This is a genomic window from Mesorhizobium sp. B2-4-12 (assembly GCF_006441575.1).
In the GTDB taxonomy this organism is placed as follows: domain Bacteria; phylum Pseudomonadota; class Alphaproteobacteria; order Rhizobiales; family Rhizobiaceae; genus Mesorhizobium.
Genome location: NZ_VFVC01000002.1, coordinates 205,526 through 218,484 on the forward strand (window position 1 = coordinate 205,526; position 12,959 = coordinate 218,484).

The window sequence follows — 12,959 nt, forward strand, 5'->3', positions numbered from 1 at the left end:
CCTGCGTGTTGAGCGACTGGCATTGGATCATGCAGGGCTCATCCGCGCGCGGTAAAGCAGGCTCGCGTCTCCGTAGGAATAGAACCTGTAGTGGTTAGCGATGGCATGCGCATAGGCCGCACGCATCGTGTCGAGGCCGCTGAAGGCCGAAACCAGCATGAACAGCGTCGAACGCGGCAGATGGAAATTGGTCATCAGCAGATCGGCGGTGCGGAAGCGGTAGCCTGGGGTGATGAAGATATCGGTCGGTCCGGACCAGGCCGCCAGCGTGCCATCGTCGCGTGCAGCGCTCTCCAGAAGGCGCAGCGATGTCGTGCCGACGGCAATGATGCGTCCGCCCTTCGTCTTCGCTGCATTCAACGCGTCGGCGGTCGCCTCGCTGACCGAGCCGATCTCGGCATGCATCTTGTGGTCGGCGGTGTCGTCCGCCTTCACCGGCAGGAACGTGCCGGCACCGACATGCAAGGTGACGAAGCGGCGTTCGATCCCCTTGGCGTCGAGTGCCGCAAAAAGCTCCGGCGTGAAATGCAGGCCGGCGGTGGGCGCCGCAACCGCCCCCTCCTCCCGGGCGTAGATGGTCTGGTAGTCGGACCGGTCGCGCTCGTCGTCGTCGCGCTTCGAGGCGATGTAAGGCGGCAGCGGGATATGGCCGACGGCGTGCAACGCTTCGTCGAGAAAAGGCCCCGACAGGTCGAAGCCGAGCAGCGCCTCGCCGCCCTCGCCTTTCTCGATCACCGTGGCATCGAGCTGGCCAAGGAAACAGGAATTGCCGTCATGGCCAAAATGGATGCGGTCGCCGGCGGCGATGCGCTTGCCTGGCCGCATGAAGGCGAGCCACCGATCCGGCGCCACGCGCATATGCAGCGTGGCCTCGACCTGCGCCTGCGCTTCGCCGCGCCGTCTGATGCCTTTGAGCTGCGCCGGAATGACCTTGGTGTCGTTGAACACCAGAACGTCGCCGGCCTTGAGCAAGGAAGGCAGATCGCCAACCGTCCGGTCATCGAGCGCCTCGCCCGGTTTGACCACCAGCATCCTGGCGCTGTCGCGCGGCTCTGCCGGGCGAAGCGCGATGCGCTGCTCCGGAAGGTCAAAATCAAAGAGGTCGACACGCATTGGAAATCAAAACAGCCGGACGAGCAGTGCTCCGACCAAGAGCAGCACCGCGCCGGCGACGCGGCCGAGCGAGATTTCACGCACCGCGACACCAAGGAAGCCGACGCGGTCGATGAGCATGCCGGCCAGCAGCTGGCCGGCCACCAGGAACGCCATCAGCGCGGCAGCGCCGATGCGCGGCGTGAGAATCGTCGAGAGCGTGACATAGAAGCCGCCGAGCATGCCGCCGGCGACGAACAGCCACGGCGCCGGCGCCTTCCAGTCGAGCGAAATGCCTTGCAGCTTCACCACCGTGACGGAGATGATGCCAAGCACGATAGCGCCCGACAGGAACGAAAACGCGGCCGCCGCGACCGGGAGCCCCAGGCCGCGCGCCAACTGCGAATTGATCGGCGCCTGAATGGCAATGAAGGCGCCGGACAGGATGCCGAGAAGCGACCAGACGACGCCCATCATTGTTATCTGCCTTACTTGACGTCAGCCGCGACCTTCAGCGACACGATCTTGTCGGGGTCCTGCACCGGCTCGCCACGCTTGATCTTGTCGACATTGTCCATGCCTTCGATCACCTGGCCCCAGACCGTGTACTGGCGGTTGAGGAACGCGGCATCGTCGAAGCAGATGAAAAACTGCGAATTGGCCGAGTTCGGGTTCTGGGCGCGGGCCATCGAGCAGGTGCCGCGGCCGTGATTGGCGTTGGAGAATTCTGCCTTCAGGTCCGGCTTGTCGGAGCCGCCCATGCCCGCGCGGGAAGGCGCGAAAGTCGGCTTGGACGAATTACCGAACTTGACGTCGCCGGTCTGCGCCATGAAGCCTTCGATGACGCGGTGGAACACCACGCCGTCATAAGCACCCTCACGCGCCAGTTCCTTGATGCGGGCGACATGGCCGGGCGCCAGGTCGGGAAACATTTCGATGACGACCTCGCCCTTGGTCGTTTCCATGATGAGCGCGTTCTCGCGGTCCTTGATTTCGGCCATGTCAGATATCCTTTTCCAAAAACAGAATTATTTGTCGGCGGCGATGCGCACCTTGATCATCCGGTCGGGATCGGCAACCGTGCCATTGTCCGCCTCATCGCCCTTCTTAATCTTGTCGACCAGTTCCATGCCGCTGACGACATTGCCGACGATGGTATACTGGCCATCGAGCGGCGGCGCCGGCGCGAACATAATGAAGAACTGCGAATTGGCAGAGTTCGGATCTTGCGAGCGGGCCATGCCGACCACGCCGCGCTTGTAGTGCTCGGTCTGCGAGAATTCGGCCGGCAGGTCGGGAAGATCGGAACCTCCGGTGCCGACGGCCTGGGCATTGAAACCCTTCTTCATGTTGCCGAACTTGACGTCGCCGGTCTGGGCCATGAAGCCGTCGATGACGCGGTGGAACGCGACATTGTCGTAGGCATGCTCACGCACGAGCTTCTTGATCTGCGCGACATGCTTGGGCGCCAGATCGGGCCGAAGCGCGATGGTCACGTCGCCGTCCTTCAGCGTGATGATCATGGTGTTCTCGGGATCGGCGGCATAGGCCGAGACCGATGCGGTCACGAGACCGGCGAGCACGACGAGGAACGAGGCAAGCTTTTTCAGCTGCATGGTCTTCTCCGGGAAACTTATTTTGCGAATTTTGCGGTGAGCGCGCCGGCAACCGCCGCCGGCACGAAGGGGCGGATGTCGCCTCCCATCGAAGCTATCTGGCGCACAAGTGTGGCGGTAATGGTGCGCACCGAAGGGCTGGCGGGCAGAAAAACCGTCTGCAATTCCGGCGCCATGGTCTCGTTCATGCCCGCCATCTGCATCTCGTAGTCGAGATCGGTGCCGTCGCGCAGGCCACGGATCATGATCGAGGCTCCCTGTTTCCTGGCGGCATCGATGACCAACCCGTCAAAGGCGACCACCTTGATGCGGCCCCCGTCGCGGCCGAATTCAGCCTTCGTCGCCGCTTCGATGAGGTGCACCCTCTCCTCGAAGGAGAACAGCGGCTTCTTGCCCGGATGAATACCAATCGCGGCATAGACAATGTCGGCAACCGCCAGAGACGCCTTCAGCACATCGAGATGGCCGTTGGTCAGCGGGTCGAAGGAGCCGGCATAGAGGGCTGTGCGTTCGGTCATGCCGGAGCTTCTAGCGAGCCTCTCTCACAAAGGCAAATCCGATCGAGATCATGTCCGTGAACCTTTTCCGGCACATGAACGACAGATGAACACGCTGATCACGAAGCCTTCACGCAGCGTTCACTAGGTTGCACCTTAATAGGATGAAACCAAAACCCCATCTATCCGTTGGTAAGGCGCAGGAGAACACGCACATGCTGATCTACATGCTCGCCACCGCAATGACCGTTGCCATGCTGATCGCCACAGTATTCGGGCTGCATCAGGAGGCGCAACGCGCCCGCGTCAAGGCCACCACGAAACGTTTTGAAGGCTTCGGCCTCCGCAAGCCGTATCGCCACCACTAAGTCAGCCTGAACCAAGTCAGTCTGAGCTTGCTACCGCGCCGGCCGATTGGCCGGCGTTGCCGTGTTTAAAGACCCGCGGCCGGACTTACTCGGCAATCTCCGGGCCGGTGTCCACCACAGGAGTGGTCTCGGCGACGCCCTCGACGGTCTCTTCGCTTTCCTCGTCCGATTGCGGCTCGGAAATGCGCTCGACCGAAACCACCTTTTCACCTTCGGCGGTATTGAAGATGGTCACGCCCTTGGTGGCCCGGCTTGCGAAACGGATGCCGTTCACCGGCACCCGGATGACTGTGCCGCCATCCGACACCAGCATGATCTGATCGTCATTGCCGACCGGGAAGGTCGCCACCAGCCTGCCGATTTCCGCCGTCTTCGAGACGTCAGTAGCGCGGATGCCCTTGCCGCCGCGGCCGGTCAGCCGGAAATCGTAGGACGAGGAGCGCTTGCCGTAACCGTATTCCGTGACCGTCAGCACGAACTGCTCATGCGCCTTGAGGAATTCGTAGCGTTCGTCGGACAGCTCCGCTTCCTCGTCGACCTCTTCATTGGTCAGCGCGATTTCTTCTTCTTCGCCCGGTATACCGGCAGCCAACCGCCGTTCGACCGCCGCCCGCTTGAGATAGGCGGCGCGTTCGGCCGGCGGCGCATCGACATGCTCGATGACAGCCATCGAAATGACGCGGTCGGTATCGGCCATGGCTATGCCGCGCACGCCGACAGAGTTGCGGCTCTGGAATACGCGCACGTCGCCAACCGAGAAGCGGATGCACTGGCCGGAGCTCGCGGTCAGGAGTACGTCGTCATTATCGGTACACGTCTCGACGCCGAGAATCTCGTCGCCCTCCTCCTCCAGCTTCATGGCGATCTTGCCATTGCGGTTGACCTGGATGAAGTCGGAAAGCTTGTTGCGGCGCACCGTGCCGCGCGTGGTGGCGAACATCACGTCGAGTTCGCCCCAGCTCGTCTCGTCCTCGGGCAACGGCATGATGGTGGTGATGCGCTCGCCCTGCTCGAGCGGCAGCATGTTGATCAACGCCTTGCCGCGTGACTGCGGATTGCCGATCGGCAGCCGCCAGACTTTTTCCTTGTAGACGATGCCGCGCGAGGAGAAGAACAGCACCGGCGTGTGCGTATTGGCCACGAACAACCTGGTGACGAAATCCTCTTCCTTGGTCGACATGCCGGAGCGGCCTTTGCCGCCCCGGCGTTGCGCCCGGTAGAGCGACAGCGGCACGCGCTTGATGTAGCCGGAATGGCTCACCGTCACGACCATGTCCTCGCGCTGGATCAGGTCCTCGTCTTCCATGTCTGCGCCGCCGTCGGTGAGTTCGGTGCGGCGTGGCGTGCCGAACTCGTCGCGCACGGCGGCGAGCTCGTCCTTGACGATCTGCTGGACGCGCGCCCGCGATGACAGAATGTCGAGATAGTCGACGATTTCGGTGCCGATCGTGTTCAATTCGTCGGCGATTTCGTCGCGGCCAAGCGCCGTCAGGCGCTGCAGGCGCAGTTCGAGGATGGCGCGTGCCTGTTCCTCGGAAAGATTGTAGGTGCCGTCCTCGTTGATGCGGTGGCGGGGATCGTCGATCAGAAGGATCAGCGATTCGACGTCGCCGGCCGGCCAGCGCCGCTCCATCAACTGTTCGCGCGCCGTCTGCGGATCCGGCGCGGTACGGATCAGCTTGATGACCTCGTCGATGTTGGCGACGGCAATCGCCAGGCCAACCAGCACATGGGCGCGGTCGCGCGCCTTGCGCAGCAGGAATTTCGTCCGCCGTGTAATCACCTCCTCGCGGAAGGTGACGAACGCCTTCAGCATATCGGTCAGCGTCAGCAGTTCCGGCTTGCCGCCGTTCAGCGCCACCATGTTGGCACCGAACGAGGTCTGCAGCGGCGTGAAACGGTAAAGCTGGTTGAGGATGACATCGGCAACGGCATCGCGCTTCAGCTCGACGACGACCCGGTAGCCCTGGCGGTCGCTCTCGTCGCGGATGTCGGAAATGCCCTCGATGCGCTTGTCGCGCACGAGCTCGGCCATCTTCTCGATCATCGAGGCCTTGTTCACCTGATAGGGAACCTCGGTGATGATGATCGATTCACGGTCATTGCCGCGCTGTTCGATGTTGACTTTGCCGCGCATGACAATGGAGCCGCGGCCGGTCGAATAGGCGCTGTAGATACCGGAACGGCCAAGCACGATGCCACCGGTCGGGAAATCGGGACCTGGAATGATCTCCATCAGCGCCGGCAGGTCGATCGCCGGATTGTCGATGACGGCAATGGCGGCGTTGCAGACCTCACCGAGATTGTGCGGGGGGATGTTGGTGGCCATGCCGACGGCGATGCCGCCGGAGCCGTTGACCAGCAGATTGGGAAAGCGCGCCGGCAGAACCTTCGGCTCGGTGTCCGAGGCATCATAAGTGTCCTGGAAGTCGACGGTGTCCTTGTCGATATCCTCCAGCAACTCATGCGCGACCTTGGTCAGCCGCGATTCGGTATAACGCATGGCCGCCGGCGGATCGCCGTCGATCGAACCGAAATTGCCTTGCCCGTCGATCAGAGGCACGCGCAGCGACCAGCCCTGCGCCATGCGCACCAAGGCGTCATAGATCGAGGCATCGCCATGCGGATGGTATTTACCCATCACGTCGGCGACGGGACGCGCGGACTTCACATATTTGCGGTTCCAGTGGTAGCCGCTCTCATGGGCGGCATAGAGGATACGGCGATGCACCGGCTTCAGGCCGTCGCGCACATCAGGAAGCGCGCGGCTGACGATCACGCTCATGGCGTAAGAGAGATAGGAGCTCTGCATCTCCTCGATGATGGAGATCGGCTCGATGCCGGTAGGGCCGCCGTCGGCGCCGCGCGGTGTCTTTTGGTCGGTCAAATCGGATCACAATCTAATCAGGAATCACTTGCTGCTTATATAGGAAGCCAGGCCGAAACTCCAACGTTCGCGGCACTTTTCCAGTGTCATTTTTGGTGGTAATTTCAAAAGGATACCGCTGATTGCGACGATATGGCCACGGTGCCTTTCGCCGCCAGGAAGGCAAAAGCCGGCAATGGACCAATTTCCCCGAACGAAAGCCGCGAGCGCAATGAATTGGACCCCGTGGCTGCCTCTGCGAGCGATGAGCGGCTGGACGCGCCGGGATCTCAATGGTGATCTGATCGCCGGCGTGACACTGGCCGCGATCGCCATTCCCGAGCAGATGGCAACGGCCCGGCTCGGCGGCTTCGCGGCCGGGAGCCGCAACAACAGGACGAAGCAATATGATGAGCCAACGGGAACCCTTGCTGAACCCCGTTGCCGTCAGTGATCTGCGGCCGACGCAGATCACGGTCGGCATGCGCGAGGTCGCCTTGAAGCGCCAGATGATCCGCTCGCAGAGCGCCAGAAAGACCGGGACCTTTCTCGGCAGCCACATGATTCCCGTCGTGCTGGGGCCGAAGAAGCGCAATTATGTCACGGACCATCATCACCTCGCCCGCGCCTTGCTCGAGGAAGGTGTCAGGGATGTGCTGGTCACGGTGATCAGCGACCTGTCGGGGCTCGACAAGGACGCCTTCTTCGTCGTGCTCGATAACAGGGGCTGGATGCATCCGTTCGACGAGAACGGCAAGCGTCAACCCTACGACGCCATTCCCAAGACCATGGCCGAACTCGTCGACGACCCATACCGGAGCATGGCGGGCGAACTGCGCCGGCAAGGTGGCTTTGCCAAGGACACGACCCCGTTCAGCGAATTCCTGTGGGCGGACTTCCTGCGCCGGCGCATCACGCCGGGCGCCGTGGCGAAGAACTTCGACAAGGCGATGAAAGAAGCGCTGCGCGTGTCCAAGGGCCAGGACGCGGACTATCTGCCAGGCTGGTGCGGGCCGACTTCGGACTGACCCCGCCTCAACGGCTTGGCCGGCGGGCACGATAGTTGCCTGGCGTCTCACCCATGACGCGTCGAAACCGGCGGTTGAAGGTCGACAGGTCGTTGAAGCCGGCGTCGAAGGCGATCGCCGAGATCGCTTCATTTGACAGGCGCAACCGCACCGCCGCCCTGTGCAGCCGGGTTTTGAGCAGGAACTGGTAGGGCGTCATGCCGGCGATCCGCCGAAAGGTACGCAGGAAATGGTAGGGACTGGTCGCCGTTTCATCCGCCAGAGCCGACAGCGAAACCGGTCCATCAGCATCCAGTTCGATCCGCCGCACGGCTTCGGCCACCCGTTTCTGATCGCGGCGGCTCGGCGCGCGCCGGACAGGCGTGGCGCCGGAAACCGTGGCCACGGCGGCGGCGGCAATGCGCAGGGAGAGTTCCTCGAAAGCGTCCGTGTCGGCCATTTCACGCGCGGCTTCCGCCTCGGCCAACAACGGCGCCAGGGCCGGCAAAGGCGGCAGGCGCGGAGCCTCGAAGGTCAGCCCCCTGGCACCAGGCACGCCAGCCACAATCCGTTCCATGTAAGCCGGCCTGAAATGGAACGAGAGGCAGCGGTCGCCACTGCCATGCTCGTGCCCGCATTCATAGCATGTGCCGGAATTGCCGAGCAGGAGGCTCCCCGGCGCCAGCATCGCGGTGCCCTGTTGCGCGCGGTAACGGAACGCGCCGCCGGTGACCGCCGCGATGCAGAAATCCTGATGTGCCTCCTCGAACGGCCGATCGCCGGCGCCGGCTGTGCAGATCACATCCGCCACGTGCCAGCCGGATCCGGATGCGATAGTGCGGGTGGTCGCTGTCATGGCCGAAATATAGCAATTTTTCCCAAGCCCAGAACCCCGTCAGCGCCTACTCCTTCCGATCTCCTGACAAGAAGAGACCGCAGCCATGTTCACCCCGTCCTCCTTTGCCGAAGCCCTGCACAGTGCCGGACCGATCGACGGACTTGCCGAGAAACTGAACCTCTACGGTCGCTTCGTCGGCGCCTGGACTTTCGACGCCTCGCGTCGCCTCGAGGATGGCACCGTGCTGACTGGCCGCGGCGAGGTGCATTTCGGCTGGGTGCTGGAAGGCCGCGCCATCCAGGATGTCTGGATCCTGCCGGCGCGCGATGCCGGCCCGTCGCCCTCGCTCGGCAAGTGGACCTTCTATGGCACAACGCTGCGCGTCTATGATCCCGGCGCCGATGCCTGGCATATCTTCTGGAGCGATCCGCGCAACCAGTATTTCAGCCGCCAGCTCGGCCGCGCCGAGGGCGACACGATCGTGCAGGTCGGCGCTGACGGCACCGGCGCCTCGGTGCGCTGGAGCTTTTCGCGCATCACGGCGAATAGCTTCCGCTGGCTCGGCGAGCGCTCGCACGACAATGGCGCGACATGGCGGATGGAGGTCGAGTTCCTGGCGCGCCGAGCAACAACCCCCTGACGCAGCAACCCGTTGCAGCGATGGACAAACCTTCGCCGCGCCGACGCGAGACAGCATCCTGTCACGGTGCCGCCGGCTGACCCTCTGTCGGGCGCGGTAGTTTCGCGGCCCTGGCAGTTCCCACCGACCGGGCTTTGCTCTACCAATATCGGAGCGCGGGCTCGGCCCGGCGGGAGGGGTCAGCGATGCCGAGTTTCGACAGCCTGTTCAATGCCTTCGTCACCATTCTCGTGACCATCGATCCTCCCGGGCTGGCGCCGCTGTTCCTCGCCGTGACACGCGGCATGAATCGCGAGGAGCGCCAGCAGGTGTCCGTGCGCGCCTCGGTCATCGGCTTCCTGGTGATGGCGCTGTTCGCGGTCGCCGGCGCCTCGATCCTGTCGGTGTTCGGCATCACGCTCCCAGCGTTCCGCGTCGCCGGCGGCTTTTTGCTCTTCTTCATCGCCTTCGAAATGGTGTTCGAACGCCGGCAGGACCGCAAGGAGAAGATCGGCGACGTCGCCATCACCAAGGATATGATCCACAACATCGCCGCCTTCCCGCTGGCGATCCCGCTGATCGCCGGCCCCGGCGCGATTTCGGCGACGGTGCTGCTTTCAGGCTCGTTTCAGGGCTTTGCCGCGCAGGCGGCACTGGTCGGCATCATCTTCGCGTGCCTCGTCATCACCTATCTGGTGTTCGTCTTGTCGGAACGCATCGACCGCATTCTTGGCCAGACCGGCCGCTCGATCCTGACCCGCCTGCTCGGCGTCATTCTCGCCGCACTCGCTGTGCAGTTCGTCGCCGACGGCATCAAGGCGCTGATGGTGGGATAATCCGCGACAGGCGCGCCTGTCGGTCTATTTCGCCGCGGTATCGATGACCTCGAAATCGTGGGTGATCGTGGCCGTCTTGGCCATCATCGCGGAAGCCGAGCAATACTTCTCGATCGACAGGTCGATCGCCCGCTTGACCTTGTCGGTCGAGAGCGCCCTGCCCTTGACGATGAAGTGCATATGGATGCGCGTGAACACTTTTGGGTCAGTCTCGGCCCGGTCGGCATCGAGTTCGACCACACAGTCCTCGACCGCCTCGCGGCCTTTTTCCAGGATATGGACGACATCATAGGCAGAGCAGCCGCCAGTGCCGATCAGCACCAGCTCCATCGGGCTTGGCCCCGGCGTCTTGCCATCAGGGCGGGAGGCTGTGCCCAACACGACCTTATGGCCGCTGCCGGACTCGCCGACGAAGGTGCGCTCCTCGACCCATTTTACCCGTGCTTTCACCGCTCTGCCCTTTCAGTCCTTGATCGCGCCTGTTCAGGCCAAATCAACAATGCAAAACCCCGAAAAGTCCATGCAGGACCTTCGAGGCATATCGATCACCTGACGTCAGCCGTTCGGTATTGCTGTCGATCAGAACGGGATTTCGTCGTCCAGCTCGCGTGACGAGCCGCCACCACCGCCCCTCGGCGCACCGCCGCCACGGTTGAAGCTCTCGTTCGGGCTGGACTGGCCGAAATCGGAACCACGGCTGCTGCCGCCGGAATAGCCGCCGACTTGGCCGCCCTCACCCTGGCCGCGCGCATCGAGCATCTGCAGCTCGCCGCGGAACTTCTGCAGCACGACTTCCGTCGTGTACTTGTCATTGCCGGTCTGGTCCTGCCATTTGCGGGTCTGCAGCTGGCCCTCGACATAGACCTTCATGCCCTTCTTCAGATACTGCTCCGCCACCTTGGCGAGCTGGTCGTTGAAGATGACGACATTGTGCCACTCGGTCTTTTCCTTGCGCTCGCCGGAATTCTTGTCGCGCCAGCTCTCCGACGTGGCGATGCGGATGTTGACGACCGGCTCGCCCGAGTTGAGGCGCCGGACTTCAGGGTCCGCGCCGAGATTGCCGACCAGAATGACCTTATTGACGCTACCCGCCATGATACTTCTCCGCGCTCATCCGAAACAAATTTTTGTCGCAGCACCTTACAGGCTGCGAACGTCAGCCGCCTGCCAAGGCTGGCTTTTCCCACAAGGTTTTTGTTCCCTTTTCGTTCCTATATGAACTGCTGCTGATTGTCAAGGAATGGCAGCAATGGTTGAGGCCATCATATGGGTTTCAAAACAGCGCTTGCCAAATCGATAAGTATCGACTTATGCTTTTGCCATGATTGAAGCAGAGATTTTCCGCGCACTGGCCGACCCGACGCGACGCGCCGTCTTTGAGCGTCTGGCGACAAGCGAGATGAGTGTGTCGGAACTGCGCAGCGGCCTGACGGTGTCGCAGCCGGCCGTCTCCCAGCATCTGGCGGTGCTGCGCGGCGCCGGCCTGGTGGTCGAGCGGCGGGCTGGCCGCAACGCCTATTATCGAGCCGATCCGCAAGGGCTTGCCCCCCTGCTCTCCTGGATCGAACGCTACCGCACGTTCTGGCCGGAGCGCATCGAAAGGCTGAAGACGGTTTTGAAGGACATGGATCAGTGAAAGATCCGGATCAGTGAAGGACATAGGATCGATGAACGCCAAAAATCAAAGCGAAGTCGTCCCGGATGCGATCGAGTTCGAATACGATCTTGCCGAACCCCCGGAAAAAGTGTGGCGGGCGCTGACCGTGCCGGAACTGCTCGCAGCCTGGATGATGCCGAACGACATCAGGCCGCGGGCTGGTAGCCGTTTTGCCTTCGCCGGAACTGAGGCGGCGATCGAATGCGAAATCCTCGAAGCCGAACCCGAACGCCTCTTGCGCTATTCCTGGCGGGAGCAGCCGGGGGATGCCGCGCGCCAGGATCCGCTCGACAGCGTCGTCACCTTCACGCTCGCCCGCACGATTTCCGGCGGCACGCATCTGCGCATTGTCCATGACGGTTTTGCCCGCACGGCAATGCCCGCTATTGCCGTGGCGGGCGCCCGCTGCCAGCTTTCGCTCGGGTTGCGTGGGGCCGGAAAGCCCATCGCCGCGAACACGCCATGCCTGCTGCTGCGCGCGGCCTGAACACGGAAATCGGAGAAGAGAAATGAGCGGCCTCGCCAGTCTGGTGCCGATGGTGATCGAGCAATCGAGCCGCGGCGAACGTGCCTTCGACATTTTCTCGCGGCTGCTCCGCGAGCGCATCATTTTCATCAACGGCGAGATCAATGACGACGTCTCGGCGCTGGTCTGCGCACAGCTCCTGTCGCTGGAATCCGACAATCCCGACAAGGAGATCTCGCTCTATATCAACTCGCCGGGCGGCGTGGTGACCAGCGGCTTCGCCATCTACGACACGATGCAATATATCAGCTGTCCGGTATCGACCGTGTGCATGGGCTTTGCCGCTTCGATGGGCTCATTCCTGCTGATGGCAGGCACGGTGGGGCGCCGCATCGCACTGCCGAACGCCACCATCCTGCTACATCAGCCGCTGGGCGGCTTCCAGGGCCAGGCTTCCGACATCCAGCGCCATGCCGAGCGCATCGGCCAGACCAAGCGCCACATGACCGAACTCTACGCCCAGCATTGCGGCCGCACCTATGAAGAGGTCGAACGCACGCTGGACCGCGACCATTTCATGACCGCCCGCGAAGCCCAGGCCTGGGGCATCGTCGACCATGTCTTCGGCACCCGCAAAAAAGCGGCTTGATCAGACCAAAAGCCAGCCGCCTGTCGAAGATTTGACGATACCGGTCTGGTTCCGATGGGGGTACGCCCCTATAGTCCCGGGATGACTGACACGCATCCGCCCAGAGTATCGCATCGCGCCATCATCGCTACGGTGCTCGCCATCACAGGTTTTGTATCCAGTACGGCGTTTGCCGAGAATGCCTCGCCATCGGCGCAGAAAAGCGCCCTGCCCGGCGTCAGCGGCGACTATCGCATTGCCAAGCCAGCCCCACAGCCGGAGCCCGACGACGCGTTCCCCGGCAACGGCAATGGTCAATTCAAGATCGGCGATACGGATGTCAGGATTTCCGGCAGCATCACCGTCGATATCGGCGCCGGCGCGATCAAGCCTCCCAGATAAGTAGTGGCCAGATAGGTAGTGGGATGAGGCCTCCAAAAGGCCCGGAGCGTTGCCAACTCCCCGCTCA

The 12,959-nt window shown here is 62.8% G+C and carries 18 protein-coding genes; 9 read left to right on the plus strand and 9 right to left on the minus strand.

Going from position 1 to position 12,959, the window contains the following annotated elements:
• Positions 1–27: 27 nt before the first annotated feature.
• From queA to coaD, 5 genes are all read right to left on the minus strand, one after another.
• Positions 28–1,113, minus strand: a complete 1,086-nt coding sequence (gene queA, locus FJ934_RS02345) for a tRNA preQ1(34) S-adenosylmethionine ribosyltransferase-isomerase QueA (RefSeq protein WP_140607040.1) — start codon at positions 1,111–1,113, stop codon at positions 28–30.
• Between the two features lie 6 nt (positions 1,114–1,119).
• A complete protein-coding gene (locus FJ934_RS02350; RefSeq protein WP_140607041.1) occupies positions 1,120–1,569 on the minus strand; it encodes a DMT family transporter in 450 nt (149 codons plus the stop codon).
• An 11-nt stretch (positions 1,570–1,580) separates the two neighbouring features.
• Entirely contained in the window at positions 1,581–2,093 is a 513-nt protein-coding gene (locus FJ934_RS02355) for a peptidylprolyl isomerase (protein ID WP_140607042.1), read from the minus strand.
• Positions 2,094–2,120: 27 nt separating this feature from the next.
• Entirely contained in the window at positions 2,121–2,615 is a 495-nt protein-coding gene (locus FJ934_RS02360; RefSeq protein ID WP_226890686.1) for a peptidylprolyl isomerase, read from the minus strand.
• Positions 2,616–2,725: 110 nt separating this feature from the next.
• A complete protein-coding gene (gene coaD / locus FJ934_RS02365; RefSeq protein ID WP_140607044.1) occupies positions 2,726–3,226 on the minus strand; it encodes a pantetheine-phosphate adenylyltransferase in 501 nt (166 codons plus the stop codon).
• Between the two features lie 194 nt (positions 3,227–3,420).
• Between coaD and FJ934_RS02370 the strand changes: the two genes are divergently transcribed.
• On the plus strand, positions 3,421–3,573 hold the full coding sequence (locus tag FJ934_RS02370) for a hypothetical protein (protein ID WP_140607045.1): 153 nt from the start codon (positions 3,421–3,423) through the stop codon (positions 3,571–3,573).
• 85 nt (positions 3,574–3,658) lie between these two features.
• On the opposite strand, the gene gyrA is transcribed toward FJ934_RS02370, so the two are convergent.
• Positions 3,659–6,460 carry a DNA gyrase subunit A gene (gene gyrA, locus FJ934_RS02375; protein WP_140607046.1) on the minus strand — a complete coding sequence of 934 codons (2,802 nt, stop codon included), beginning with the start codon at positions 6,458–6,460 and terminating at the stop codon, positions 3,659–3,661.
• Positions 6,461–6,704: 244 nt separating this feature from the next.
• Between gyrA and FJ934_RS02380 the strand changes: the two genes are divergently transcribed.
• Positions 6,705–6,893, plus strand: a complete 189-nt coding sequence (locus FJ934_RS02380; RefSeq protein ID WP_181165485.1) for a hypothetical protein — start codon at positions 6,705–6,707, stop codon at positions 6,891–6,893.
• Complete coding sequence (locus FJ934_RS02385; protein ID WP_140607048.1) at positions 6,847–7,467, plus strand: ParB-like protein; 621 nt, start codon at positions 6,847–6,849, stop codon at positions 7,465–7,467. The genes FJ934_RS02380 and FJ934_RS02385 overlap by 47 nt, the downstream gene beginning before the upstream one ends.
• A 7-nt stretch (positions 7,468–7,474) precedes the next feature.
• Here the strand turns inward: FJ934_RS02385 and FJ934_RS02390 are convergent, their stop codons facing one another.
• On the minus strand, positions 7,475–8,302 hold the full coding sequence (locus FJ934_RS02390; RefSeq protein ID WP_140607049.1) for an AraC family transcriptional regulator: 828 nt from the start codon (positions 8,300–8,302) through the stop codon (positions 7,475–7,477).
• Positions 8,303–8,387: 85 nt separating this feature from the next.
• Here FJ934_RS02390 and FJ934_RS02395 point away from each other — a divergent pair, with 85 nt between their 5' ends.
• Together FJ934_RS02395 and FJ934_RS02400 are read left to right on the plus strand one after the other, a co-directional pair.
• The gene (locus FJ934_RS02395) at positions 8,388–8,924 is read left to right on the plus strand and encodes a hypothetical protein (protein WP_140607050.1); all 537 of its coding nucleotides are present in this window, start codon (positions 8,388–8,390) and stop codon (positions 8,922–8,924) included.
• 185 nt (positions 8,925–9,109) lie between these two features.
• Entirely contained in the window at positions 9,110–9,739 is a 630-nt protein-coding gene (locus FJ934_RS02400; protein WP_140607051.1) for a MarC family protein, read from the plus strand.
• Between the two features lie 24 nt (positions 9,740–9,763).
• Here the strand turns inward: FJ934_RS02400 and FJ934_RS02405 are convergent, their stop codons facing one another.
• Positions 9,764–10,189 (minus strand): OsmC family protein, encoded by a 426-nt coding sequence (locus FJ934_RS02405; RefSeq protein WP_140607052.1) that lies wholly within the window; start codon positions 10,187–10,189, stop codon positions 9,764–9,766.
• Positions 10,190–10,318: 129 nt separating this feature from the next.
• Entirely contained in the window at positions 10,319–10,834 is a 516-nt protein-coding gene (locus tag FJ934_RS02410; protein WP_140607053.1) for a single-stranded DNA-binding protein, read from the minus strand.
• A gap of 226 nt (positions 10,835–11,060) precedes the next feature.
• Between FJ934_RS02410 and FJ934_RS02415 the strand changes: the two genes are divergently transcribed.
• From FJ934_RS02415 to FJ934_RS02430, 4 genes are all read left to right on the plus strand, one after another.
• A complete protein-coding gene (locus FJ934_RS02415) occupies positions 11,061–11,375 on the plus strand; it encodes a metalloregulator ArsR/SmtB family transcription factor (protein ID WP_015317709.1) in 315 nt (104 codons plus the stop codon).
• A 31-nt stretch (positions 11,376–11,406) separates the two neighbouring features.
• Positions 11,407–11,883: an SRPBCC domain-containing protein gene (locus FJ934_RS02420; protein WP_140607054.1), complete on the plus strand. Its 477-nt coding sequence runs from the start codon at positions 11,407–11,409 to the stop codon at positions 11,881–11,883.
• A 22-nt stretch (positions 11,884–11,905) separates the two neighbouring features.
• Positions 11,906–12,511: an ATP-dependent Clp protease proteolytic subunit gene (locus FJ934_RS02425; protein WP_140607055.1), complete on the plus strand. Its 606-nt coding sequence runs from the start codon at positions 11,906–11,908 to the stop codon at positions 12,509–12,511.
• 81 nt (positions 12,512–12,592) lie between these two features.
• On the plus strand, positions 12,593–12,892 hold the full coding sequence (locus FJ934_RS02430; protein WP_140607056.1) for a hypothetical protein: 300 nt from the start codon (positions 12,593–12,595) through the stop codon (positions 12,890–12,892).
• The last annotated feature ends 67 nt before the right edge of the window (positions 12,893–12,959 follow it).

Bases quoted from the DNA above. Each gene is read 5' to 3' on its own strand.
- queA (WP_140607040.1), bottom strand. From the start codon at position 1,113: ATGCGTGTCGACCTCTTTGATTTTGACCTTCCGGAGCAGCGCATCGCG.
- FJ934_RS02350 (WP_140607041.1), bottom strand. From the start codon at position 1,569: ATGATGGGCGTCGTCTGGTCGCTTCTCGGCATCCTGTCCGGCGCCTTC.
- FJ934_RS02355 (WP_140607042.1), bottom strand. From the start codon at position 2,093: ATGGCCGAAATCAAGGACCGCGAGAACGCGCTCATCATGGAAACGACC.
- FJ934_RS02360 (WP_226890686.1), bottom strand. From the start codon at position 2,615: ATGATCATCACGCTGAAGGACGGCGACGTGACCATCGCGCTTCGGCCC.
- coaD (WP_140607044.1), bottom strand. From the start codon at position 3,226: ATGACCGAACGCACAGCCCTCTATGCCGGCTCCTTCGACCCGCTGACC.
- FJ934_RS02370 (WP_140607045.1), top strand. From the start codon at position 3,421: ATGCTGATCTACATGCTCGCCACCGCAATGACCGTTGCCATGCTGATC.
- FJ934_RS02380 (WP_181165485.1), top strand. From the start codon at position 6,705: ATGAGCGGCTGGACGCGCCGGGATCTCAATGGTGATCTGATCGCCGGC.
- FJ934_RS02385 (WP_140607048.1), top strand. From the start codon at position 6,847: ATGATGAGCCAACGGGAACCCTTGCTGAACCCCGTTGCCGTCAGTGAT.
- FJ934_RS02390 (WP_140607049.1), bottom strand. From the start codon at position 8,302: ATGACAGCGACCACCCGCACTATCGCATCCGGATCCGGCTGGCACGTG.
- FJ934_RS02395 (WP_140607050.1), top strand. From the start codon at position 8,388: ATGTTCACCCCGTCCTCCTTTGCCGAAGCCCTGCACAGTGCCGGACCG.
- FJ934_RS02400 (WP_140607051.1), top strand. From the start codon at position 9,110: ATGCCGAGTTTCGACAGCCTGTTCAATGCCTTCGTCACCATTCTCGTG.
- FJ934_RS02410 (WP_140607053.1), bottom strand. From the start codon at position 10,834: ATGGCGGGTAGCGTCAATAAGGTCATTCTGGTCGGCAATCTCGGCGCG.
- FJ934_RS02415 (WP_015317709.1), top strand. From the start codon at position 11,061: ATGATTGAAGCAGAGATTTTCCGCGCACTGGCCGACCCGACGCGACGC.
- FJ934_RS02420 (WP_140607054.1), top strand. From the start codon at position 11,407: ATGAACGCCAAAAATCAAAGCGAAGTCGTCCCGGATGCGATCGAGTTC.
- FJ934_RS02425 (WP_140607055.1), top strand. From the start codon at position 11,906: ATGAGCGGCCTCGCCAGTCTGGTGCCGATGGTGATCGAGCAATCGAGC.
- FJ934_RS02430 (WP_140607056.1), top strand. From the start codon at position 12,593: ATGACTGACACGCATCCGCCCAGAGTATCGCATCGCGCCATCATCGCT.